Annotated in this window: 16 protein-coding genes; 8 read left to right on the top strand and 8 right to left on the bottom strand. The window is 76.0% G+C overall.

Translation table 11 applies throughout. The features are described 5' to 3' along the window. The first annotated feature begins 68 nt into the window (after positions 1-68). The 3 genes from IEY94_RS02815 (at position 69) to IEY94_RS02805 (ending at position 3,778) form a co-directional block, all read left to right on the top strand. Positions 69-1,184: a glycosyltransferase family 2 protein gene (locus tag IEY94_RS02815; RefSeq protein WP_189168402.1), complete on the top strand. Its 1,116-nt coding sequence runs from the start codon at positions 69-71 to the stop codon at positions 1,182-1,184. Further along, entirely contained in the window at positions 1,171-2,319 is a 1,149-nt protein-coding gene (locus tag IEY94_RS02810; RefSeq protein ID WP_189168401.1) for a glycosyltransferase, read from the top strand. The genes IEY94_RS02815 and IEY94_RS02810 overlap by 14 nt, the downstream gene beginning before the upstream one ends. 706 nt (positions 2,320-3,025) lie before the next feature. Beyond that, positions 3,026-3,778: a S1 family peptidase gene (locus IEY94_RS02805; protein WP_189168400.1), complete on the top strand. Its 753-nt coding sequence runs from the start codon at positions 3,026-3,028 to the stop codon at positions 3,776-3,778. Positions 3,779-3,914: 136 nt separating this feature from the next. Here IEY94_RS02805 and IEY94_RS02800 read toward each other — a convergent pair whose 3' ends face one another. The 3 genes from IEY94_RS02800 to IEY94_RS02790 all read right to left on the bottom strand — a co-directional run bounded on the left by IEY94_RS02800 (position 3,915) and on the right by IEY94_RS02790 (position 6,343). Then, complete coding sequence (locus IEY94_RS02800; protein ID WP_189168399.1) at positions 3,915-4,868, bottom strand: dienelactone hydrolase family protein; 954 nt, start codon at positions 4,866-4,868, stop codon at positions 3,915-3,917. A gap of 499 nt (positions 4,869-5,367) precedes the next feature. Beyond that, positions 5,368-5,877, bottom strand: coding sequence for a YflT domain-containing protein (locus tag IEY94_RS02795; RefSeq protein WP_229783256.1), 510 nt, complete (start codon positions 5,875-5,877; stop codon positions 5,368-5,370). A 136-nt stretch (positions 5,878-6,013) separates the two neighbouring features. Next, a complete protein-coding gene (locus IEY94_RS02790; protein WP_189168398.1) occupies positions 6,014-6,343 on the bottom strand; it encodes a hypothetical protein in 330 nt (109 codons plus the stop codon). Positions 6,344-6,563: 220 nt separating this feature from the next. On the opposite strand from IEY94_RS02790, the gene IEY94_RS02785 reads away from it, so the two are divergent. After that, entirely contained in the window at positions 6,564-6,761 is a 198-nt protein-coding gene (locus IEY94_RS02785; protein WP_189168397.1) for a hypothetical protein, read from the top strand. Positions 6,762-6,948: 187 nt separating this feature from the next. Here IEY94_RS02785 and IEY94_RS02780 read toward each other — a convergent pair whose 3' ends face one another. The 4 genes from IEY94_RS02780 to IEY94_RS02765 all read right to left on the bottom strand — a co-directional run bounded on the left by IEY94_RS02780 (position 6,949) and on the right by IEY94_RS02765 (position 11,023). Beyond that, positions 6,949-7,770, bottom strand: coding sequence for a DUF1206 domain-containing protein (locus IEY94_RS02780; RefSeq protein WP_189168396.1), 822 nt, complete (start codon positions 7,768-7,770; stop codon positions 6,949-6,951). Positions 7,771-7,903: 133 nt separating this feature from the next. Then, a complete protein-coding gene (locus IEY94_RS02775; protein ID WP_189168395.1) occupies positions 7,904-9,136 on the bottom strand; it encodes a sugar ABC transporter permease in 1,233 nt (410 codons plus the stop codon). Beyond that, positions 9,133-9,939 carry an ATP-binding cassette domain-containing protein gene (locus tag IEY94_RS02770; RefSeq protein WP_189168394.1) on the bottom strand — a complete coding sequence of 269 codons (807 nt, stop codon included), beginning with the start codon at positions 9,937-9,939 and terminating at the stop codon, positions 9,133-9,135. Before IEY94_RS02770 ends, IEY94_RS02775 begins: the two co-directional genes overlap by 4 nt. A 4-nt stretch (positions 9,940-9,943) precedes the next feature. Then, positions 9,944-11,023: a sugar ABC transporter substrate-binding protein gene (locus IEY94_RS02765; protein WP_189168393.1), complete on the bottom strand. Its 1,080-nt coding sequence runs from the start codon at positions 11,021-11,023 to the stop codon at positions 9,944-9,946. Positions 11,024-11,269: 246 nt separating this feature from the next. Between IEY94_RS02765 and IEY94_RS02760 the strand changes: the two genes are divergently transcribed. The 4 genes from IEY94_RS02760 (at position 11,270) to IEY94_RS02745 (ending at position 18,586) form a co-directional block, all read left to right on the top strand. Then, the gene (locus tag IEY94_RS02760) at positions 11,270-13,081 is read left to right on the top strand and encodes a S8 family serine peptidase (RefSeq protein ID WP_189168392.1); all 1,812 of its coding nucleotides are present in this window, start codon (positions 11,270-11,272) and stop codon (positions 13,079-13,081) included. A 100-nt stretch (positions 13,082-13,181) separates the two neighbouring features. After that, positions 13,182-15,722 (top strand): putative bifunctional diguanylate cyclase/phosphodiesterase, encoded by a 2,541-nt coding sequence (locus IEY94_RS02755; RefSeq protein WP_229783255.1) that lies wholly within the window; start codon positions 13,182-13,184, stop codon positions 15,720-15,722. A gap of 290 nt (positions 15,723-16,012) precedes the next feature. Next, positions 16,013-17,953, top strand: a complete 1,941-nt coding sequence (locus IEY94_RS02750) for a methyl-accepting chemotaxis protein (RefSeq protein WP_189168391.1) — start codon at positions 16,013-16,015, stop codon at positions 17,951-17,953. 147 nt (positions 17,954-18,100) lie between these two features. Next, positions 18,101-18,586 (top strand): hypothetical protein, encoded by a 486-nt coding sequence (locus IEY94_RS02745; RefSeq protein WP_189168390.1) that lies wholly within the window; start codon positions 18,101-18,103, stop codon positions 18,584-18,586. A 57-nt stretch (positions 18,587-18,643) separates the two neighbouring features. Here IEY94_RS02745 and IEY94_RS02740 read toward each other — a convergent pair whose 3' ends face one another. Then, a complete protein-coding gene (locus tag IEY94_RS02740; protein WP_189168389.1) occupies positions 18,644-23,110 on the bottom strand; it encodes a beta strand repeat-containing protein in 4,467 nt (1,488 codons plus the stop codon). Positions 23,111-23,188: the final 78 nt, after the last annotated feature.

Here is a 23,188-nt window from a genome sequence, read left to right as displayed (position 1 = left end):
CCCCCGGCGCGAGCGGCCCACACCGCTCCCCTGTCCGTGCCCCACTTCCCGGAACGGGTCTCCAACCCATGTCGGTTCCGCCCCGCGTCAGCGTGGTCATCCCCACCCACCGCCGCCCCGACCTCGTCACCCGCGCCGCGCGCAGTGCGCTGGCCCAGACCGTCGCCGACATCGAGGTGATCGTCGTCGTCGACGGCGGCCCCGACCCGGCCACCGCCGCGGCGCTCGCCGCGCTCGGCGACCCGCGGCTGCGGTTCGTCCCGCTGGACCGGCAGGGCGGCGCCCCGAACGCCCGCAACGTCGGCGTCCGCGCCGCCCGCGCGCCGTGGACGGCGCTGCTGGACGACGACGACGAGTGGCTGCCGCGCAAGCTCGCCGTCCAGCTCGACCACGCGGAGGCGGCCGGCGTACCGCTGCCGATCGTGGCCAGCCGGCTCATCAACCGGACCCCGCGGGCCGACCTGGTCATGCCGCGGCGGCTGCCCGAGCCGGGCGAGGCGCTGAGCGAGTACCTGACCGTCCGGCGCGGCCTGTTCCACGGCGAGGGGTTCATCCAGACCTCGACGATCCTCGCGCCGACGGCGCTGCTGCGCCGGGTCCCGTTCACCGTCGGGCTGCGCCGGCAGCAGGAGCTGGACTGGACCCTGCGCGCCGCCGCCGAGCCGGGCGCCGCCCTGGTCGTCGCCGACGACGCGCTGGTCGTCTGGCACACCGACGAGGACCGGCCGCGGGTGAGCCTCGCCGCGCCGTGGGCCGACCAGCTCGCCTGGCTGCGGCGCAGCCGGCACCTGTTCACGCCGCGCGCTTACGCGGCGATCACGATGAGCGTGGTCAGCTCGATGGCCGCGCCGACCCGCGACCCGCGGGTGCTGCGCACGCTGCTGCGCGAGGCCCGCCGGCACGGCCGCCCCGGCGCGATCGACTACCTGACGTTCGCCCAGATCTGGCTCATCCCCGAGGGGCTGCGGCGCAGCCTGCGGGACCGGATCCTGCGCCGCCGTGCCGACCGCCCGCCGGCCCCCGCCCGGCCGCCGACGCCTGACCGGCCGCCGACGCCTGACCGGCCGCCGACGCAGTCGCGGCCCGCCGCCGCGCCCGCCCGCCCGCTGCGGCCGCTCGCCGTCGGGCCGGTGCCCCGCGGCGCCGGCGCCGGTACCCTGACCCGGGACGATGCCCGCCGCTGACCCGACCGCGCCGCCGGATCACCGCCCCGACCGCTCCGTGGTGATCTGGCGCTGCGCGCTGCTCCCGCCGTCCGAGACGTTCGTCCGCCAGCAGGGCGACGCGCTCACCGCCTGGCGCCCGACGTTCGTCGGGGCCCGCCGGGTGCCGTCGTTCAACGCCCGAGCGTCCGACGTGATCGCGTACGGCGGCGGCCGCCGCGACCGGGCCGCGTTCGCGCTGCTGCGGGCCACCGGCCGGGCGCCCCGGCTGCGCAAGCTGCTGGCCGGGCACGCGCTGGTGCACGCCCACTTCGGCGGCGACGGCTGGCTGATCAGCGACGCCGCCGCCCGGGCCGGGGTGCCGCTGGTGGTGACGGTGCACGGGTACGACGTCACCCGGCTGCCCGCCCTGCCCGGCGCGCGCGGGCTCCGGCACCGGCGGCACCTGCGCGCGGTGTTCGAGCGGGCGGCGCTCGTGCTGGCCGTCTCCGGGCACATCCGGGACCGGGTGCTGGCCCTCGGCGCCGACCCGGCCCGGCTGCGGGTGCACCACACCGGCGTCCCGATCCCGCCGCTGCCGCCGCCGGCCCCGCCGCGCTGGGACGTGCTGTTCGTCGGCCGGTTCGTGGAGAAGAAGGGCCTGGCCGACCTCGTCGACGCCGTCGGCGCGCTCGGCGCCGGCGGGGTGCGCCGGCCGCGGGTGCTGCTGATCGGCGCCGGCCCGCTGGAGGGCGCGCTGCGCGCCCGGGCGGCCGCGCTCGGCGTGGACGCGACGTTCGGCGGCGTCCGCGAGCCGGCCGAGGTGCGCCGGGCGATGAGCGAGTCGCGGCTGTTCGTCTCGCCGTCCCGGACCGCGGCCGACGGCGACTCCGAGGGCCTGCCGACGACGATCCTGGAGGCGGCGAGCCTCGGCCTGCCGACGGTCGCCACCCGGCACTCCGGCATCCCGGAGGCGGTCCTGCACGGCCGGACCGGCCTGCTCGGCCCCGAGGGCGATCCGGCGACGCTGGCCCGGCACATCCGGGTGCTGCTGGCCGACGACGAGCGGCGGGCGCGGTACGGCGCGGCGGCGCGCGAGCGCGCGTGCGCGCACTTCGACCTGCACCGGCAGACCCGGCTGCTGGAGGAGCTGTACGACGGGGTGGCCACCCGCTGACCCCGCGGTACGTACAGCGGGGTGGTGTGCCCCCGGCGGCAAACGGCCGCGCCAACGCGTTACCCCGGAGACCACCCAGTATCCGGGACCTTCCCTACCGCACACGCCGGCCGGGAGCACACCCAACCGCCGGAACACCCACGTCATCGGCGGCGGGCTCGACCGTAACCAGGTCCGGGCCGCAGCGGGACCTCGCTACAACCGCGGATTCCGCCGGGGTCCGAACCTTCGGTTTATTGGCGGTGGTCGCCACCCCGATCACACCCGGAACCCGGGTGTTCACCGCATCGATGTCCGCATTCCCGTCACGTTTCACATTCGTCCGGCGACCGCGGTCGAAATCGGTTCACGAGTTGCGGCGAACATCGATGACCTTCTTGAAGGCTCCTGGCGGGCGGCCCGGGGCGCGCCTAGCGTCCGATCGCGCCGGGCGGCACTCCCGGCGCCAGCGCCCCGGCTCCCCGAACTTCCGCACCCGGGGGAGCCGGGGTGACCCGCGACCGACGCACGCGAAGGCGGTGAGCCCTCCCGGCCCGTTCTCCACAGCACGTCATCAGCGCATTCCGGGTGGGGCGGAGCCGGCCGCGGTCGGGCCATCCCCACCTGTCCTTTCCCCATGCTCGCTTTCCCCCCCCACGCTCGCGGGTGGCGCCGTCCGTACCGGCGCCGCCCGCGTCCCCACCCCTCCACCCAAGGAGTGATCGGCATGCGTACCTCCCCGTCCCTCGCCGCGGCGGCCGCCGTCGTCGCGGCCCTCGGCCTCGTCGCCGTCCCCGCGAGCGCCGCCCCCACCCCGACCCACCCGATCGCCGACGGCGAGCGCCCCGCCGCGGGTCCGCGCATCGTCGGCGGCGAGCGGGCCACCGGCTCGCTGCCGTGGATCACCGCCCTGTGGGCCGGCAGCAAGTTCAACTGCACCGCGTCGCTGATCGCCGCGGAGTGGGTGCTCACCGCGAAGCACTGCGTGGACGCGGCGTCGCTGAACGTCCGGATCGGCTCGCTGACCCGCTCGTCGGGGGGCACGACCGCGGACGTCGCCCGGGTACTCAAGTCGCCCGGCAACAACGACGTCGCCCTGCTCCGCCTGTCCCGCGCGGTCGAGGCCACCTACATCAAGGTCGCCGCGCAGGGCAGCCTCAGCGTCGGCACCCGGGAGCGGGTGTACGGCTGGGGGTACGAGCGGTCCGACTGGACCGGCCTGCCGGAGAACCTGAAGACCTCGACCGGCAGCGTCACCGAGCTGAACTGCTCCACCCAGTTCGGCGACATCGCCTGCATCCGCAACTCCGGCGACACGTCCGGGGGTGACTCCGGCGGCCCGATGATCAACTCCTCCGGGGAGCAGATCGGCGTCTGCGCGATGGGGAACAAGCCGACGAACGGCACCGGCTTCGGCGGGTACAACACCGTGGTCAGCTCGACGGTCCGCAACTGGATCCGGCAGAACGCGGGAGTGTGACGGCGGCCGCCCCGAGCCGCCGACGGTGGGGTCGGAGCGCGTCGACGTGGACGCGTTCCGGCCCCACCACCGTTTCCGCCGGCGGGCGCGCGGCCGGCCGGCCCCGGCAGCCGGGCCGTCGGCTCCGGTCGCGCGCTCAGCCGGTCGGCGTGGTTCCCGGCGTGCCGGGGGTGCCCGCGGTGCCGGGGGTGGACGGGCCCGCGGCCAGGTGGGTGTCGAACCAGCCGGTCAGCCGGGTCCACGCGGTCGCGGCGGCCGCGGCGTCGTACCGGGCGCCGGTGTCGTTGAAGAACGCGTGGTCCGCGCCGGGGAACGTCAGCACCTCGTGCACCAGCCCCGCCCGCTGCAACGCCGCCGCGGCGGCCGCCCGGCTCGCGTTGACCCGGGCGTCCCGCTCGGCGTACACCGCCAGGACGGCGGCGTTGCGCGACCCGGCGAACGCCGCGCCGTCGGGCAGCGGCCCGTAGAACGGCGCCGCCGCGCGCAGCCGCGGCTCCCCCGCCGCCAGCAGCGACCACACCATCCCGCCGCCGAAGCAGAAGCCGACCGCGCCGAGCCGCGTCGCGGCGTGCCGCCGGGCCAGCTCGTCCAGGCTGGACCTCATGTCGGCGACGAACCGGGCCGGCGGCGCGGCGTTCAGCGCGGCCGTGGCCGCGGCGTCGTCGGCGAACGCCCCGCGCCCGCCCTCCGGCGACAGCAGGTCGACCGCGAGCGCCGCGTACCCGGCGGCGGCCAGCCGCCCGGCCACCGAGCGGACATGGTCGGTCAGGCCGCGGTTCTCGTGCACCACGAGCACCGCGCCGCGCGGCGAGGGCGCGGCCGCGTAGGCCCCGAGCACGGTACGGCCGGCGGCGCCGGGGTACCGGATCGACTCCGTCGGCAGCGGCGCCGGGCCCGCCGGGGTACCGCCGGACGGGGTCGGGGCCGGGGTGTCGGCGCGGTCGGTGTCGCAGGCGGCGAGCAGCGGGGCGGCGATGGCGGCGGTCATGCCGAGCAGGCCGAGCTGGCGCAGGGCCTCGCGGCGCGGGATCAGGCCGTCGGCGTAGTTCTCGACGACCTCTTCGGTGAGGTACCGGTTGATGTGGTCCACGCGGCCTCCGCCCGTCGGGCGCGGCCCCGGTGGGCGGCGGCGCCATCGGCGTCGGCCGACTCGATCACCGTACGGCGGCGGGGGTGCGGGCGCGGGCCGGCGCCGGCGGGGCACCCGCGCGAGGGACCGGCGCCGACCCGTTGGTGGAGGCCCCGAGCCCGGCGTGGGTCATCGGTTCGGCGTGGGTCATCGGTTCGCCGCAGGTCGTTGGCCCGCCCGCGGGGCGTTCCTGTCGTGGGTGGGCGCGGGAGGGGGCGGGTGCCCCGGCAGGGGCGGTCAGGCTTGATCCCCTGCCGGGGCACCCGCCCCCTCCCGCTTCTCGCCGTGGGCGGTCCCGCTCCCCCGCCGTGGGCCGATTCGCGACCCCTGCCGTGGGCGACTCCCGCTCCCCCGCCGTGGGCGATTCCGCTCCCCGCCGTGAGCGGTCGGGGGTGCGGGTGGTCGGGGTCCGGGGTCGGGCGGGTGGCCCGGTTCGGGGGTTCGGTGTGGTCGGGTCGGGTCAGGGGTGGGTGGCGGCGTCCAGGAGGCGGCTGGCCTCCAGGGCCGCGGGGGCGTCCACCAGCAGGTCGTAGCTGTCGGCACGCATGCCCGAGATCGAGCTGAAGTCGCGGCGGCCGCCGGTGAGCGCGTGGCCGGCCAGGCCGAACAGGCCGCCCACCACGGCCCCGAACAGGGCGCCGTACAGGGCCAGCAGCAGGCCGGAGATGATCGGCTCGATCCAGGCGAAGACGCCGAACAGCCAGCCGAACAGCGCGCCGATGACCGCGCCCGACAGGGCGCCGCCGCCCGCCGCGCCCCACGTCGTCAGGCGGCCGGTGACCTGTTCGACGGTGCTGAGGCCGCGGCCGACGATCGCGACCTGCTGGACCGGGAAGCCGCTGTCCGAGAGGTGGTCGACGGCGCGCTCGGCGTCGGCGTACGACGGGTACGAGGCCACGACGACCTGGCCGGCGGTGGCCGACTCGGGCCGGGTCGCGGCGGGGTCGGTCCGGTACTGCGGCTGCACCATCGTGGGCTCCTTCGATGTCGACGGCATGCGCCTGCCGTTACCCCGCCGGCGGCCGCGGCTAACCGTCGGTGACCGTTCGGGGTACTCCGAACCGGACGGTGCCGGCGCGCGGACGCCGCCGCGGGCCCGCGGCGGGTCAGCCCGTGGCCAGGGCCAAGGCGACCGGCGGGACCGCCACCGGGACCACCGCCGGGGCCGGCATCGGGGCGGTCGCGTGGCCGAAGGTGGCCACCTCGACGCCCCTGGCCCGGGCCGGGCCGGCGATGTCGCCGACCAGGGTGCCGGCCAGCTCCGCCGAGACGTGCGCGGCGGTCAGGTCGAGCGTGAGCTTGCGGGTGCCGGGCGACGCGACGGCCAGGCGGGCGAGGTCGTGCACGTCCCCGACCGTGGCCGCGTCGACCGCGCCCTCCACGCACAGCCAGCGGTGCCCCCCGAACGGGGGGAGGACAGTAACGGCGAACGACATCGGACCTCCACTCCGGTGACCCTGCGGCGACCGACGCCACGAGGGGGGTGCGTGTTCTCGGTCGAGTGTCAGACTTACCCCCGACCGCCGGCGGCGCACACCTCATTGCCGGGATTCCACTCGACATTGCCGGGATTCCACTCGCCCGAAACCCCGCCGCCGGTCGCCCGCGCCGCGGGTCGCGCGGTTTCGGCGCCGCCGGCGCGGGTACCGGAACAGCATGCTCGACACGACCAGGGAGCAGATCACCGAGCTGCTCGACCGCATCTACGCCGGCCGCGAGCGGTTGAGCGGCGTCGCGATCTTCCAGCACGCCGCCGCCGACGACATGCCGGCGGAGGCCCTGCTGCGCCTGGACGCGCTCCCGGACGGGGAGTACACCGTCGACGAGGCCGCCGACGCCGTCACCACCCCGTAACCCCTCCCACCCCAACGCCGCAGTGCCCCTTCCGGACACTGCCCCGCGCCGTCCGGGGTCACCGCCTCACCCGCCCGGCTGCCGCGCCCGACACGGCCCCACGCACCGGATCGGCGCCGGATAGGGTGCCCACCCCATGATCACCCACCGGTCGCGCGGCGACGGGATGGCGTCAGAGGGGGTGGCGTCAGAGGTCGGTGCGGTAGCGGGACTGGATGACGCAGACGGTGGCGTAGCAGGCGAAGCCCAGGGCTACCGCGCCCAGCAGCCACGCCCCCGCGGGCTGGGCGGCGAGCGTGCGCAGCGCGGCGTCCAGCCCGCGCGAGCGCCCCGGGTCGAAGTGGACGGCCGCGAGCAGGACGAGCACCCCGGCGACGCCGTACGCCACTCCCTTCGCGCCGTACCCCGCGACGCCCGCCACCGCCGTCAGCCGGCGCACCGGCCGGGGCATCCGGCCGGTGTCGAGCTTGCGTTCGTACCGGCGCAGCACGCCGTACCCGAGCATCCCCAGCCCGATCGCCGCGACGACCACGCCGGCCGCGCCCACGAACACCCGCCCGCCGGGGGCCTCCATCAGCCGGGCGGTGGCGGTCTGCTGCTGGGCGGCGCTGGACGGCCGGGCGTGCCGCAGGACGCCCAGCGCGGTGCCGGCGGCGGCGCCGTACACGACCGCCCGGCCGGCGGCGATCGCCCGGCGGCCCCACTCGCCGGCCCGGGCGCGGTACGGGCCGGCGAGTGCCGTGGTCGCCTGCCAGACGACGAGCGCGGCCAGGCCGAGCGCGACGGCGCCGACCAGCCACACCCCGGCGGGCTGCGCGGCGAGCTGGTGCAGGGCGCCGCTCTGGTCGCCCTCGGGCGCCGGGCGGCCGAGGGCGATGAGCACGGCCAGCCAGGCGATGAGCAGGTGGACGAGGCCGAAGCCGACCAGGCCGGCGCGGGCGGTCCGGGTGATCGCGGGGTGCCGGGCGACCCGGCGGACGGCGTGGCCGGCGCGGGCGGCGGCGTTCATGGGCGGGCTCCGGGCGGGATCATGCGCCGTCCTTCACCACCGGACGCCCGCCCCAAACCGCCCGCCCGCCGGCGGCCCGGCGCGGCCGCCACCGGCGGGGCGGCCCGCGGTCGGTGCGGCCGGCGGCCCGGCGTCAGCGCAGGCCGGTGGCGGCGGCGCGGCGGCGGGACAGCGCGTCCACGCCTGCCGCCAGCAGCAGGACCAGGCCGGTGAAGACGAACTTGGTGCCGGCGCTGTACCCGAGCAGGCCCATCCCGTTGTCGATCACCGCGATCACTGCCCCGCCCAGCACGGCGTCGAGCATCCGCCCCTTGCCGCCGAACAGGCTGGTCCCCCCGATGACCGCCGCCCCGACCGCGTACAGCAGCACGTTGCTGCCGCCGGTGTTCGCGTCGACCGAGTTGCCGCGGCTGGCCGCCACGATGCCGCCGACGGCGGCCATGGCCGAGCTGATCACGAACACCGAGATGCGGATCCGGTCGACCCGGATGCCGGCCCGGCGGGCCGCCTCGCGGTTGCCGCCGACGGCGTAGACGTGCCGGCCGTACGCGGTCCGGTGCAGGACGAACGTGCCGACCACGAGCAGCGCGGCGATCAGCGGCACGACCAGCGGTACGCCGCGCAGCGAGACCGCGGGGCTGCGGCTGCGCTCCAGGTTCAGCATCGCGACGGCGACGCCGAGCAGGACGGCCAGACCGCCGACGCGCAGCGCGACGATCCCCCACGGGTCGCGGGTCAGGCCGAGCCGGGTCCGGGTGCGCAGCCGCAGTACCTGGACCAGCGCGAACACCGCGACCGCGGCGACCGCCAGGGTGACGCTCCAGCCGGGCGGCAGGTTCTTGTTCGCGATGGCCAGCACCACCGGGTCGGTGATGGAGATGTTGCGGCCGCCCTCGATCAGCAGCAGCACGACGCCCTGGAAGGCGAGGAACGCCGCGAGCGTCACCACGAACGACGGGATGCCCACCCGGGCGACGAGGAAGCCGAGCAGCAGGCCGATGAGCATGCCGGTGCCGAGCGCGGCCAGCAGCGCCACCGACCAGGGCAGGTCGTGCTCGACCAGGCCCACCGCGAGCACCGCCGCGCACACCCCGCTGGCGAAGCCGGCGGACAGGTCGATCTCGCCGAGCAGCAGGACGAAGACCAGCCCCATCGCGATCAGCGTGACGGCGGCGCCCTGGGCGAACAGGTTGGCGAAGTTGCCGGCGGTGAGGAAGGCGGGCCGGACGACGGCGAAGACCGCGCACAGCACGACCAGGCCGAACAGCGCCGGTAGCGCGCCGATGTCGCCGCCGCGGACCCGGCCGAGGTACCCGCGCAGGTGGCCCGCGACGGTCGGCGCGGGGGCCGGGGTGGGGGCGGTCATCCGGGGGCCTCCGGTGCGGTCAGGTCGACGGCCGCCGTGGTGATCTCCGCGGGCAGGCCGAGGTCGCCGCTGCGCCCGGCGGTGATCAGCTCGACCACCCGGCCGTGGCTGACGTCGGCGGTCCGGACCTGCGCCGCCATCCGGCCGAGGTAGAGGGCGGCGATCCGGTCGCAGACGCGGAAGACGTCGTTCATGTTGTGCGTGATGAGGATGACGGCGAGGCCGCCGTCGGCGAGCCGGCGGACCAGGTCCAGCACCTGCTCGGTCTGGGCGACGCCGAGGGCGGCGGTCGGCTCGTCGAGGATGACCACCCGGCTGTTCCACAGCACGGCCTTGGCGATCGCGACGGTCTGCCGCTGGCCGCCGGACAGGCTGGCGACGAGCTGCCGCAGCGAGGTCACGGTCCGCACGGACAGCCCGGCCAGGGTCTCCCCCGCGAGCCGCTCCATCGCCGCCTCGTCGAGCACGAGGCCGCGGCGGCGCTCCCGGCCGAGGAACATGTTCTGGACGATGTCCAGGTTGTCGCAGAGGGCGAGGTCCTGGTACACGACCTCGATGCCGAGCGCGGCGGCGTCCCGCGGGCTGGCGACCGACACCGCCCGGCCGTCGAAGACGATCTCGCCGGCGTCGATCGGGTGGATCCCGGCGACGCACTTGACGAGCGTGGACTTGCCGGCGCCGTTGTCCCCGACCAGCGCGGTGACCTCGCCGGCCGGGGCGTCCAGGTCGACGCCGCGCAGCACCTGTACGGGACCGAACGCCTTGTCGATCCCGCGCAGGCGCAGCAGCGGCTCGCCGCTCATCGGGCTAGCTGATCCCGGCCTGCGTGCACAGGGCCGCGTACGCGGCGGTGCAGAGCTGGGCCTTGGTGACGAACCCGTCGTCGACCACGGCCTTCACGTTGGCCTTGGTGATCGACTGCGGTTCGAGCAGCACGGCGGGGACGTCCTGGCCGCTCTCGGTGTCCTTGACCGTGGCGGTGGTGTCGCCCTTCTCCCCCTTGGCCAGCTTGACGGCCAGGTCGGCGGCGGCCTGTGCCTCCTTCTTGATCGCCTTGTAGACGGTCATGCACTGGTCGCCGGCGAGGACGTTCTGCAGGCCCTGCACGGTGGCGTCCTGGCCGGTGACCGGGACCCGCCCGTTGAGCTTGTTCTTCTTCAGCACGGCGATGGCCGCGTTGCCCAGGCCGTCGTTGGCGGCCAGCACCCCGTCGATCCGGTTGCGGGTGGAGGTGAGCATCTGTTCGAAGATCGTCCCGCCGGTGGTGTTGTTCCAGTCGGGTACGTCCTGGTCCGGGCCCTTGGCGTACTGGCCGGCGTCGAACCTCGGCTTGAGGACCGAGTCGTACCCCTCCTTGAACAGCTTGGCGTTGTTGTCCGTCGGGGCGCCGTTGAGGTACGCGACGACCGGCTTGGCCACGTTCTTGGCGGTGAGGCAGTCGACCAGCCCCTGCCCCTGGAGCTTGCCGACGGCCACGTTGTCGAAGCTGACGTAGTACGACGCGCCGCCGCCGAGGGTGAGCCGGTCGTAGTCGATCGTGGCGACGCCCTGGTTCTTGGCCTTGCTCAGCACGGCCTTGCCGGTGCCGGAGTCCAGGTTGACGATCATCAGGACGTTCGCGCCGTTGGTGACCATCTGGTCGGCGATCGTCTGGAACTGGGTCTTGTTGCCCTGCGCGTTCTGGATGTCCGACTCCACCCCCGCGGCGTCGAACGCCTGCTTGAGGAAGACCCGGTCGGCGGTCTCCCAGCGGGCGGAGGTGGCGCTGTCGGGCAGGATCACGCCCACCCGCGCCTTGCGGCCGTCGCCGGCCCGGTCCTTGTCGCCGCACGCCGCGGTGCCGGTGAGCAGCAGCGCGGTGGCGCCGAGCGCGATCGCACGTCGCACGGTTCCTCCTCGGGGTGGGGGCAGGCCGCCCGCCGGCCGGGGGTCCCTGTCCGGACCGTAACCTGAATCGATGCCCGTTCGTGGTGATTTGCGCCGATATGCCGATGGGCCGTACGCCGTCCGGCCGGACCCGCCGGGCCGGTATGGATTTCCCGGGCGGTTCCTAAGGAGGTCCCGGGCCGGACCGATCTCTGCTTCCGCGTCGGGGCAGGAAGCCCCCTTGCCGGCGCGCGTGGAGGAGAAGCGATGCGTACACACGGACGTTCCTCGAGCCGGTTCGCACGGATCACGGCCGGCGCGGCCGCGCTGACCCTGACCGTCGGCGCACTCGCCGGCGCGACCCCCGCCGCGGCCGCCGCGACTCCCGACCTGGACGTCATCGTCCGCACCGCGGGGCCCGGCGACGCCGCCGCGGCCCGGGCGCTGGTCGCGCGCGCCGGCGGTACGGTCGGCAGCTCCCTCGACGTGATCTCCGGCTTCACCGCGCGGGTCCCCGCGGCGGCCGTGCCGGCGCTGCGCCGCGCGCCCGGCATCGCCGGCGTGACGGCCGACGGCACTGTCCGGATGAAGGCGTTCGGCGGCGGCGGTGGCGGGAGCGGCGGTGGCGGCGGCGGGGGCTACAGCGGTGGTGGCGGGGGCGGCGGCTACAGCAGCGGCCTCGGCTCGTCGCTGTTCGGCGACGATGACGACGACAACGGCTGGGGCTACGACAGTTGGGGCGACTCGAGCTGGGGCTCCTGGCGCAACGAGACCGGCTCCAGCACCCCCACCGGCAAGGGCATCGGCGTCGCGCTGATCGACTCCGGCGTCGCGCCGGTCCGCGGCCTGGACCGCGCCGGCAAGGTGATCAAGGGCCCGGACCTGTCCTTCGAGTCGCAGACGCCGAGCCTGCGCAACGTCGACACCTACGGCCACGGCACGCACATGGCCGGCATCATCGCCGGCAACGACCCGGCCACGAGCGGCAGCACGCCGCGGTTCGACGGCATCGCCCCCGGCGCGCACCTGGTCAGCCTGAAGGTCGCCGCCGAGGACGGCGCGACCGACGTGTCCCAGGTGCTCGCGGCGATCGACTGGGTCGTCCAGCACCGCAACGACACCGGCCTGAACATCCGCGTGCTGAACCTGTCCTTCGGCACCGACTCCATCCAGGCCGCCTCGCTCGACCCGCTGTCGTTCGCCGTCGAGGCGGCCTGGCGCAAGGGCATCGTGGTCGTGGTCGCCGTGGGCAACGACGGCGCCGCCGCGACCCGGGTCCGGATGCCGGCGGCCAACCCGTACGTCATCGCCGTCGGCGCCGCCGACTCCAAGGGCACGACGAGCCGGCTGGACGACAGCGTGGCCGACTTCAGCACCAAGGGCAGCGCCAACCGGCACGCCGACCTGCTGGCGTCCGGCCGCTCGGTGGTCTCGCTGCGCGCCCCCGGCTCGAAGGTCGACAACGAGAACCCGGCCGCCCGGGTCGCCGACAAGAACGGCACCCAGCGGCTGTTCCGCGGCAGCGGCACGTCGCAGGCGGCGGCGGTGGTCTCCGGCTCGGTGGCGCTGCTGCTGGAGAAGCGGCCGACCCTCACCCCGGACCAGATCAAGAAGGTCCTGGTGGACAGCGCCGACCGGGTCTCCGGCGACTCGACCGCGGCCGGCGCCGGCCAGCTCGACATCGGCGGTGCCACGCTGCTGTCCACCCTGAACAACACCTCGGTGGGCTCCCTCACCGCCACCCAGCGGCACACGGCCGCGACCGGCATGGGCTCGCTGGAGCTGTCCCGCGGTACGGCCCACGTGGTCAACCCCGAGACCGCCCAGGAGCTGGTCGGCGAGCGGGACATCTTCGGCAACCCCTGGGTGCCGGCCAAGTGGACCGTCGCGTCCCGCAACGGCACCGCCTGGACCGGCGGGAGCTGGAACGGCTCCGTCTGGGCGGGCACCTCGTTCCTGAGCGGGATCTGGGCCGCCGTGACCTGGACCGGGCGTTCCTGGACGGGCGCGCTGTGGTCGGGACGATCCTGGACGAACGTGACCTGGTCGGGACGTTCCTGGACAGGCCGCATCTGGTGATCGCCCGGCCGGGCGATCGCGGCGCCGGGCTCCTCAACCGCGGCGGTCGGCTGCCGACCGGGCAGGGGTAGCACGGCGTCGAGCGGGGAGGAGGGGTCGCGTGTCCGCTGCCGCCCCGAACCCCGACCGCCGCCGGGGCGCCGCCTGGCGCACCCCCGGCGCCCGGGTGATCCAGTTGGCCGTCGGCCTGGCCGCGCTCGTCGTGGCCGGCCAGGCGGCCTGGCTGGCCGCCGGCGGACCGCCGGACCCGGTCCGCTCGCCGGCCGCGCTCGTGGCCGTCGGCCTGCTGTTCGCGCTGGCCGAGAAGTTCGTCGTGACGTTCCCGGTCCGGCGGGGATCGCACACCCTGAGCCTGAGCGAGATCCCGCTGGTGCTGGGGCTGGTCCTGCTCGACCCCGCGCCGCTGCTGGCGGTCCGGGTCGCCGGGGCGGTGCTCGGGCTGACGGTGTTCCGCCGGCAGCGGGGCAGCAAGCTGGGCTTCAACCTCGCCCTGTACGCCACCCAGATCACGGTGGCCGCCGCCGTCTTCCACCTGGTCACCGGCTCGGCGGACCCGCACAGCCCGCTGATGTGGGCGGCCGCCTTCGCCGCGACGTTCGCCGCCGACCTGGTGTCGATCGTGCTGATCACGGCCGTCATCGCGCTGCACGACGACAACTCGGAGTGGCACCGGCTGCTCACCGCCGACATCAAGAACCTGTTCCAGCTCCCGCTGGTCGCCGTCACCACCACCCTCGGCCTGGTCACCGCGCTGGTGGTCCGCGAGGAGGTGCGGGCGGCGCTCCTGCTCGGCGTGCTGTCCGTGGCCATCTACCTGGCCTTCCGCCGGTACGCCCAGCAGACCCGCGGCCACGCCCAGGTCGAGGAGCTGTACGCCTTCACCCGCGCGCTCGGCGGCTCGCACGACCCCGACGACGTCGCCCGGATCGTCCTCAGCCGCGCCCGCGACCTGCTCCGGGCCGAGTCCGCCACCCTCGTGGTGGCCGGCGCGGGGCCCGCCGCCCCCGCCGTCCGGATCCGGCTGTCCGGCCGCGGCGAGTTCAGCACTGCCGCCGCCGACGCGGGGCCGGACCCGTGGTGGGGTCCCGCGCGCACCGGCGCGACCATGCTGCTGCCCGCCTCGCCCCAGCGCGCCGCCGCCGGCCCCGCGCCGGCCGACGCGATGGCCGTACCGGTGGCGCTCAACGACGCCACCGGCGTGCTCATCGTCACCGACAGCCTGCCCGACCTGCCCACGTTCACCGCCGAGCACCTGCGGCTCATGCAGGCGCTGGCCGCCCACGCCGGGGTGGCGCTGACCAACGTCCGGCTGGTCGACCGGCTCCGGCACATCGGCCTGCACGACGCCCTGACCGACCTGCCGAACCGCCGCCAGTTCCTCGCCCACCTGCAGGACGCGACCGACGCGATCACCGCGACCCCGTGCACGGTCGGGGTGCTGCTGCTGGACCTGGAACGGTTCAAGGAGGTCAACAACGCCCTCGGCCACGACGTCGGCGACGGCCTGCTGCGCGAGGTCGCCCGCCGGCTGACCGCCCGGGTCGGCGCCCGCGGCACGGTCGCCCGGCTCGGCGGCGACGAGTTCGCCGTGGTGATCCCGCGGGCCTGGTCCACCGACGAGATCCTCGCCCTCGCCGACGACCTGCGCCGCTCGATCGAGGAACCGGTGTCCGTCGGCGACCTCACCCTGACCACCCGGGCCAGCGTCGGCGTCTGCTTCGCCCCGGAGCACGGGGTCGACGCCGACCGGCTGCTCCAGCGCGCCGACATCGCCCTGTACGCGGCGAAGCAGACCCGCGCCGGCACCCGGGTGCACCGCCCCGAGGACGACCACGGCACCCGCCGCCGGCTCGCCCTCATGGGCGACCTGCGGGAGGCCATCGCCGACCGGACCCTCACCGTGGCGTACCAGCCCAAGGTCGACCCGGCCACCGGCGCCGTCCTCGGCGCCGAGGCGCTGGCCCGCTGGCAGCACGCGGAGGGCACGGTCCCGCCGGACGAGTTCATCCCGCTGGCCGAGCGCGCCGGCCTCATCCGGCCGCTGACCAACCTGATCCTGGACACCGCGCTGGCCGCGTGCGCGGGCTGGCACCGGGCCGGGCACCCGATCTCGGTGGCGGTCAACCTCTCCCCCCGGGTGCTGGCCGACCCGCTACTGGCCGAGGACGTGCTGGCCGCCCTGCGCACGCACGGCCTGCCCGCTGGCGCGCTCACCCTGGAGATCACCGAGAACGGCATGATGGACGACCCCGCCCGCGGCCGGGCGACGCTGGCGGCGCTCGCCGACCACGGCATCCGCCTGTCCATCGACGACTTCGGCACCGGCCACTCCTCGCTGGGCCGCATCGCCGAGCTGCCGATCCACGAAATGAAGATCGACAAGACGTTCATCCGGGACCTGCCGGCCAACACCGGCACCCGGGCGGTCACCGACGCGTCGCTGGAGCTGGGCCGGGCGCTCGGGCTCACCGTGGTGGCCGAGGGCGTGGAGCGGGAGCAGGAGTACGCGTACCTGCGGGCGCACGGGTGCGACGCGATCCAGGGCTACTGGATCGCCCGGCCGATGCCCGGCGCGGCGTTCCTCACCTGGCTGGCCGACCCGGACCGGCTGCCCGCGGCCGCCCGCCCCCGCGCCGCCTGACCCCATGTCGCCGAATCCGCGCCGTCCGACCCCGCGCCGCCCTGACCCCGCACCGCCGACCTTGCGCCGCCGACCCCGCCCGGCGGTGGTGGGGTCGCTCGGTCGCGCCGCGCCCCGCCGGTCCCGAATCGGACACGCGCCCCGGGAGTGACCGGGGGCCGCGTGCGCGGACGTGCGCGCTGGGCAACGAGGGCGGCCGATTCGGCGTACCGGGGCACGGGTTCCGGCAGAACGGTCCGGCGCGGCCCCCCGCGACCCCAGAATGGCGGTCGGGGGAAGGGGACGGCCGGATGGGGTTCCTGTTCGCGCCCGCCGCGGCGCTGCTCGGACGGCTGCGGTACGCGCAGAAGACGATGGTGGTGGCCGCCGTGCTGCTGCTCCCGCTCGCGTTCGTGAGCTGGGGGTACGTGGCGATCCAGCGCGGCCAGGTGGCGTTCAGCGCGGCCGAGCGGGACGGCATCGCGTACCTGCGCCCGCTCCAGGACCTGGCCGCCCGCGCGGCCGACGCCCGGCACCGGGCCGTGACCGGCGGCGACCCGGCGGCCGCCGACGTGGCCAGCGCGGCGACCGCGGTGGATGCCGTCGACGCCCGGTACGGCGACGCCCTGGACACCCACGCCGCCTGGAACGACGCCCGGCGGGCGCTGAGCGCGGCGGCCGGCGCCGCGCCCGGCGCCCCGGCGCTGACCGCCTACGGCACCGCCCTCGACGCGCTCGTGACGCTGGTCGTCCGGGTCGCCGACAAGTCGAACCTCACGCTCGACCCGGACCTGGACACGTACTACATCATGGACGCGCTGATGTTCCGGCTGCCGCTGCTGCTGGACACCAGCGGCCGGGCTATCGACGCCGCCCTGGTGAACGCCGCCGGCCCGCCCGCCGCGGTGGCCGCGACCCGGTTCGACCTGGCGGTGGCCAGCGGGGCGATCCGCAGCACCCGGGACGCCGTCGCCACCGGGATGGCCACCGGCATGGCGAACACGGGCAGCGACGCGTTCCGCGGGATGGCGCCGCGGGTGGCCGAGACGATGGCGGCCGTCACCGCCGCGCTGGACGAGATCACCACCGCCGCCCGGACCGGCAACCTGCGCGCCGCCCGGGCCGAGACCGCCGACCGGGTGCGCGGCGCGGTGGCCGGGCTGGCCGACGCCCTCGCCCCGCTGGAGGACGAGCTGATCGCCGCCCGGATCGACGGGTTCACCACCAACGCCACCGTCGTGATCGGCGCCGGCGTGCTCGGCCTGCTGGCCGTGCTGTACCTGCTGGTCGGCTTCTACCGGTCCTCGACCGGCCCGCTGCGCCGGATGGTCGCGGCGCTGCGCGGCCTGGCCGACGGCGACCTGACCGTCCGGGTGGCCCGGACCACCAAGGACGAGGTCGGCGACATGGCCGACGCCGTCGGGTCCGCGATCAACCGCATCCGCGATCTGCTGCGCACGCTGCACCGCAGCGCCGGCGGCCTGACCGACACGTCGGTGGAGCTGTCCACCGTGGCCGGGGACCTGCGGAACGCGGTCGACGAGACGTCCAGCCGGGCCGCCGAGGTGCACGCCGCGGCGGAGCTGGTCAACCGCAACGTCACCACCGTCACCGACGGCACCGCCCAGATGACCGCGGCGATCAACGAGATCTCCACCGGCGCCGCCACCGCCGCCGGGGTGGCCACCGACGCCGTCGCCGCCGTGGACACCTCGCACGCGGCGGTCCGCCGGCTCGACCGCAGCTCGGCCGAGATCGAGGACGTCGTCAACGCCATCACCGCCATCGCCGGCCAGATCAACCTGCTCGCGCTGAACGCCACCATCGAGGCGGTCCGGGCCGGCGAGGCCGGCCGCGGCTTCGCCGTCGTCGCCGACGAGGTCAAGCAGCTCTCCACCCAGGCCGCCCGGGCGACCGAGGACATCACCACCCGGGTCCGCGCGATCCAGCAGGACACCGGCGCCGCGGTCGGCTCGATCGAGCAGATCAGCGGGATCATCGCCCGGATCAGCGAGATCCAGACGTCCATCGCGTCCGCGGTCGAGGAGCAGACGGCGACGACGGCCGAGATGAGCCGCGGCGTCCGCGAGGTCTCCGACGGGGCCGGCGGGATCAGCGGAGGGCTGGACGCGGTGGCCCGCAGCGCCGACCGGACGACCGAGTCCGCGGCGGTCACCCAGCGCTCGGCGACCCAGCTCGCCGACGAGGCGGACGCGCTGAACGCCGTCCTCGCCGGCTACCGCACGGAGTAGCCGGCGCATTCCCGGATCGGGCCGTGATCGCGCCCACTTCGGCGGTCGCCGAAGGGTCCGCCGGCGCCCGCCCCGCGGCGGCAGTCTGGGGTGGACGGCGGGTCGGCTTCCGCAGCCAGCGGACCCCGCCGCGCCAAGGGGGAACGCATGCGCAAGATGGGGCTCGTCGGTGCCGGCCTGCTCGGTGCCGCACTCGCCGCCGCGCTCGGCGCTGCCGCGCCGGCCGCCGCCCGGCCGCCGGCGGACCGCGCCGACTGCGTGGGCCTGCTCGTCCCGGCCGCCGACGGCGGGCACGCCGTCGAGCAACGGTGCGGCGCGGCCGCCCGGCGGACCAGGGCCGAGGCGGTGATCATCGTCACGTACTTCGAACACATCAACCTCAACCAGGGCCAGCCGCCCGGCGCGGACCTGCCGGTCTACGGCGGCGCGCCGTGCGACTCGGCCGGCTACACGTTCACGCCGCCGTCGTGGTGGCAGTCGAACATGTCGTCGATCAGCGTGTTCTACGGGCAGAACTGCCGCAACTTCCGGGTCCGCAACCGCGCCGGGAAGACGGCGCAGTGGGCCAACTCGGTGATGTACATGGGTCCGGACTTCAACGACAACGTCAACCAGGTCAAGGTCTGGGCGTAGCCACGCGACGGCGCGGCGGCCCGGCACACCCGCCGGACCGCCGCGCCGCGTCGCGCCCTAGCTGCCGGCCGGCTCCCGGCGGCGGACCCAGCGCAGCGAGCACAGCACCGCGCCCGTGGCCAGGAAGGTCAGCGCCACCAGGACCAGCGGGGCGACCGCCCCGCCGCCGGTGACCGGCAGCTCCCCGTCGACCTCGTCACCCGCGGCCGCGGCGACCGTGATCTCCAGCTTGAGGAAGTGCGGGTTCCCGTCCGGGTCCACGCCGGCGGCGATGAACGTGTGCGTACCGGCGGCCAGGTTCGCCGGTACCCGCACGGCCCTGCGGAACCGCCCGTTGCCGTCGGTGACCACCGTGGCCAGCACGATCGGCGCCGAGTACAGCGTGATCGTCACCGTCGAGTACTCGGCGAAGCCGCTGCCGAAGACGACGATCTCCTCGCCCGGCTCGGCCGTGGTGATGTCGCCCTTGTCGGTGCTCATCGTCAACTCGGTGGCCGGCGGCGTCGTCGGCACCACCGGGGCGGTCGGCGTGGCCGACCCGGACGCCTCCGACGGCGCCGAGTCCAGCCCGCCCGCGGCGTGCGCCACGACCGTCACGGTGTACGCGGTACCGGCCGTCCCGCCGAGCACGCAGCTCGTCGCGCCGTCCGTGGTGCACGTCGCCGGGCCCGGCGACGCGGTCGCCGTGTAGCCGGTCACGGCCACGCCGTTGTCCGTCGGCGCCAGCCAGGAGACCTCGATCGACGACGTGCCGGCAGCGGCCGTGACCGTCCGCGGCGCCAGCGGCGTGCCGGGGGTGAGGGTCACGGCGGCGCTCGCCGCGCCCGCGCCCTGCCCGGTGACCGCCCGCACCCGGATCGCGTACGCCGTGCCGTTGGCCAGCCCGGTCACCGCGCCGACCCGGCTGCCGCCGGCGCCCGCGGTGGTCGGCAGGCTCGCCCAGGTGGTCCCGTTGTCCGTGGACACCTCGTACCCGGTGACCGCGCTGCCCCCGTCGCTGGCCGGCGGCGCGAAGGTCAGCGCGACGCCCGCGTTCTGCGGGGTGCCGGTGAGCGAGACCGGCGCCGTCGGCACGGTGGCCGGCGTGACGGTCGTGCTCCCGCTGGCCGTGCCGGCCCCGACGGCGTTCACCGCGCGCACCCGGATGGTGTACGGCGTGCCGTTGGCCAGCCCGAACACCGTGCCGACCCGGGTCCCGCCCGCGCCCGCGCCGGTGGTCAGCGTCGCCCAGGTCGAGCCGTTGTCGGTGGACACCTCGTACGAGGTGATCGCACTCCCGCCGGTGTTGCCGGGCGGCGTGAGGGTCAGCGCCACCCCGCCGTCCTGCGGCGTGCCGCTCAGGCCCGTGGGGGCGCCCGGCGTGGTCGACGGCGTCACCGAGGCGCTGCCGCTGGCTGTGCCCGGCCCGACCGCGTTCACCGCGCGCACCCGGATCAGGTACGGCGTGCCGTTGGTCAGCCCCGACACCGTCGCGGTCCGGGTACCGCCCCCGCCGGCGGCGGTGGGCAGGGTGGCCCAGGTGGAGCCGTCGTCGGTGGACACCTCGTACCCGGTGATCGCCGTGCCGCCGGTGTTCGCCGGCGGCGTGAACACCAGGTCGGCGCTCTGGTTGCCGCGGTCGGCGGTGAGGCTGGTCGGCGCGCCCGGCGCCGCCACCGGCGTCTCGGTGACGCTGCCGCTGGCCGTGCCGTTGCCGGCGGTGTTCAGGGCGCGCACCCGGATCGTGTACGGCGTCCCGTTGGTCAGCCCGGACACCGTGCCCACCCGGGTGCCGCCCGCGCCGGCCGCGGTGGCCAGCGCGATCCAGGTGGTGCCGTTGTCCGTGGACACCTCGTACCCGGTGATCGCGCTCCCGCCGTCGCCGCCGGGGGTGAAGGTCAGCGCGACGCCCCCGTCCTCCGGGTTGCCGCTGAGCCCCGACGGCGCGCTCGGCGTCGTCGCGGGCGTCACCGACGTGCTGCCGCTGGCCGCGCCCGGCCCGACCGCGTTCACGGCGCGCACCCGCACGGTGTACGGCGTGCCGTTGGTCAGCCCGGACACCGTGCCCACCCGGGTCCCGCCCGCGCCCGCGCTGGTCGACAGCGTCGCCCAGGTCGAGCCGTTGTCGGTCGACACCTCGTAGTCGGTGATCGGCGTGCCGCCGGTGTCGCTCGGCGGGCTGAAGGTCAGCGCGGCGCTCTGGTCGCCGCGGACCGCGCTCAGCCCGGTCGGCGCGGCCGGCGCCGCCACCGGCGTCTCGGTGACGCTGCCGCTGGCCGCGCCGTTGCCGACGGCGTTCAGCGCGCGCACCCGGATCGTGTACGGCGTCCCGTTGGACAGCCCCGACACCGTGCCGACCCGGGTGCCGCCGGCCCCGGCGCTGGTGGTCAGCGCCGCCCAGGTGGTCCCGTTGTCGGTGGACACCTCGTACGAGGTGATCGCGCTGCCGCCGGTGTTCCCCGGCGGGGTGAAGGTCAGCTCGACCGCGCTGTTCTGCGGTACGCCGCTGAGCCCGGTCGGCGCGCCGGGCGTGGTGGCCGGCGTGACCGACGCGCTGCCGCTGGCGGTGCTCGGCCCGACGACGTTCACGGCGCGCACCCGCACGGTGTACGGCGTGCCGTTGGTCAGCCCCGACACCGTGCCGACCCGGGTCCCGCCCGCGCCCGCGCCGGTGGTCAGCGTCGCCCAGGTCGAACCGTTGTCGGTGGACACCTCGTAGGAGGTGATCGCGCTGCCGCCGTCGTCGCCGGGCGGCGTGAAGGTCAGGTCGGCACTCTGGTCGCCGCGGACCGCGCTCAGCCCGGTCGGCGCCTCCGGCGCCGAGGGGGCCGGGGTGACGCTGTCGGCGGCGGAGGCCGCGCCGGCGCCGACGGAGTTGACCGCCCGCACCCGGACGTCGTAGCTCACGCCGTTGGTCAGCCCGGTCACCGTGCCGGCCCGGTCGCTGGCGCCGTCCGGCGCGGTGGTGAACGCCTGCCAGGTCGAGCCGTTGTCGGTGGACACCTCGTAGGAGGTGATCGCGCTGCCGCCGTTGTCGGCCGGCGGCGTGAACGTCACCCGGGTACCGCCGTTGCGGACGGCCGCGTCGATCATCGTGGGCGCGTCGGGGACCTGCGCGGCCGGCGTGCCGACCTCGCTCGCCGACGGCGTGCCGTTGCCGACGGCGTTCAGCGCGCGCACCCGCACGGTGTACGGGGTGCCGTTGACCAGGCCGGTCACCGTGGTCCGGCGGTTGCTGGTGGCCGGGACGGCCGTCGTCGTCGCGGCGGCCCAGGTGCTGCCGTTGTCGGTGGAGACCTCGTACCCGGTGATCGCGCTGCCGCCGTCGCCCGCGGTCGTGAAGGTCACGACGAGGCTCTGGTTGCCCGGCGTCAGCACCAGGCTCGTCGGCGCGGCCGGCGTCGTCGCGGGCGTGGCCGTCTCGCTGGCCGACGGGGTGCCGTTGCCGTCCACGTTGACCGCCCGCACCCGCACGGTGTACGGCGTCCCGTTGACCAGCCCGGTCACCGCGCCCTCCAGCCGGCCGCCGGACCCGGCGGAGGTGGTCAGGGTGGTCCAGTTCGCGCCGTCGTCGGTGGACACATCGTACGAGGTGATCGGGTTGCCGCCGCCGGCCGGCGGCAGGAAGGACAGGTCGATCCGCTGGTTGCCGCGGGTGAGCTGGAGGCCGGTCGGGGCGGCCGGCGTCGTGCATGCCTCGAACGTCACCGTGATCGAGCCGGCGCCCGTGCCGGAGGCGGTCCCGTTGAACAGCGGGCTGGCCGGGGCCAGGTTGCTGCCGCCACCGCCGCCGCCGGCGTCCGCGTCGCCCAGGCCGTCGATCGCGGTCCCGCCGCCACCGCCGCCGAAGTAGCCGCCGCCACCGCCGCCGCCGGCCGCGGCCGAGCCGTTGCCCTCGTACCCGCCGTTGCCGCCGATCAGCGGCGCGCCGCTGGTGGAGCCGCCACCGCCGCCGGCCGGGCCGCCGGAGCCGCCGGCACCGCCGGGCGAGGCGCTGATCGCGCCGGCCGTGCCGGCCTGCCCGGTCTGGCCGCCGTCGCCGCCCGCGCCGGCGCTCATGAAGTAGTCCGAACCGCCGCCGCCGCCCGCGGCCACGATGACGTCGCTGCCGTTGAGCAGGAACCGCGACGAGCCGCCCCCGCCGCCGCCGACGAAGCTGCCGCTGCCGCCGGAGCCGCCGGAGCTGCCGCCGCCGCTGAGCCCGCCGGCGCCGTTGCCGCTGCCGGTGCCGGCCGCGCCGGCGTCGCCGACCCGGGCGACGTACGTGTCGCTGCTGGTGACCGCGATCCGCGCCTCGACCCGGCCGCCCTTGCCGCCGGTGCCGGAGCTGGCCGTGCCGCCCTGCCCGCCGATGGCCTCGACCACGATGAAGCACACGCCGCTCGCGATCGAGCCGCCGTGCGGCTGACTGGCGTCGGTGTACGTGATGGGGTTCGGGACCGCGGCGGACGCCGGTGTCGGCAGGAGCCCGGTGGAGCCGACGCCCAGCGCCACCGTTCCCGTGATCGCCGCAGCCCTGTACAGCCCGATCGAATGCCGCCGCACCTTCACCCACCCCGTCAGATCCAGGTAACCGCTTCGGTTCGCAGCCACCCAACCACACATCGAGGCATGAACATGGGC

The organism is Pilimelia anulata, assembly GCF_014647895.1.
GTDB classification, from domain to species: Bacteria; Actinomycetota; Actinomycetes; order Mycobacteriales; family Micromonosporaceae; genus Pilimelia; species Pilimelia anulata.
Note: the sequence above shows the minus strand (reverse complement) of the source record. Positions and strands in the feature narration are given on the sequence as shown.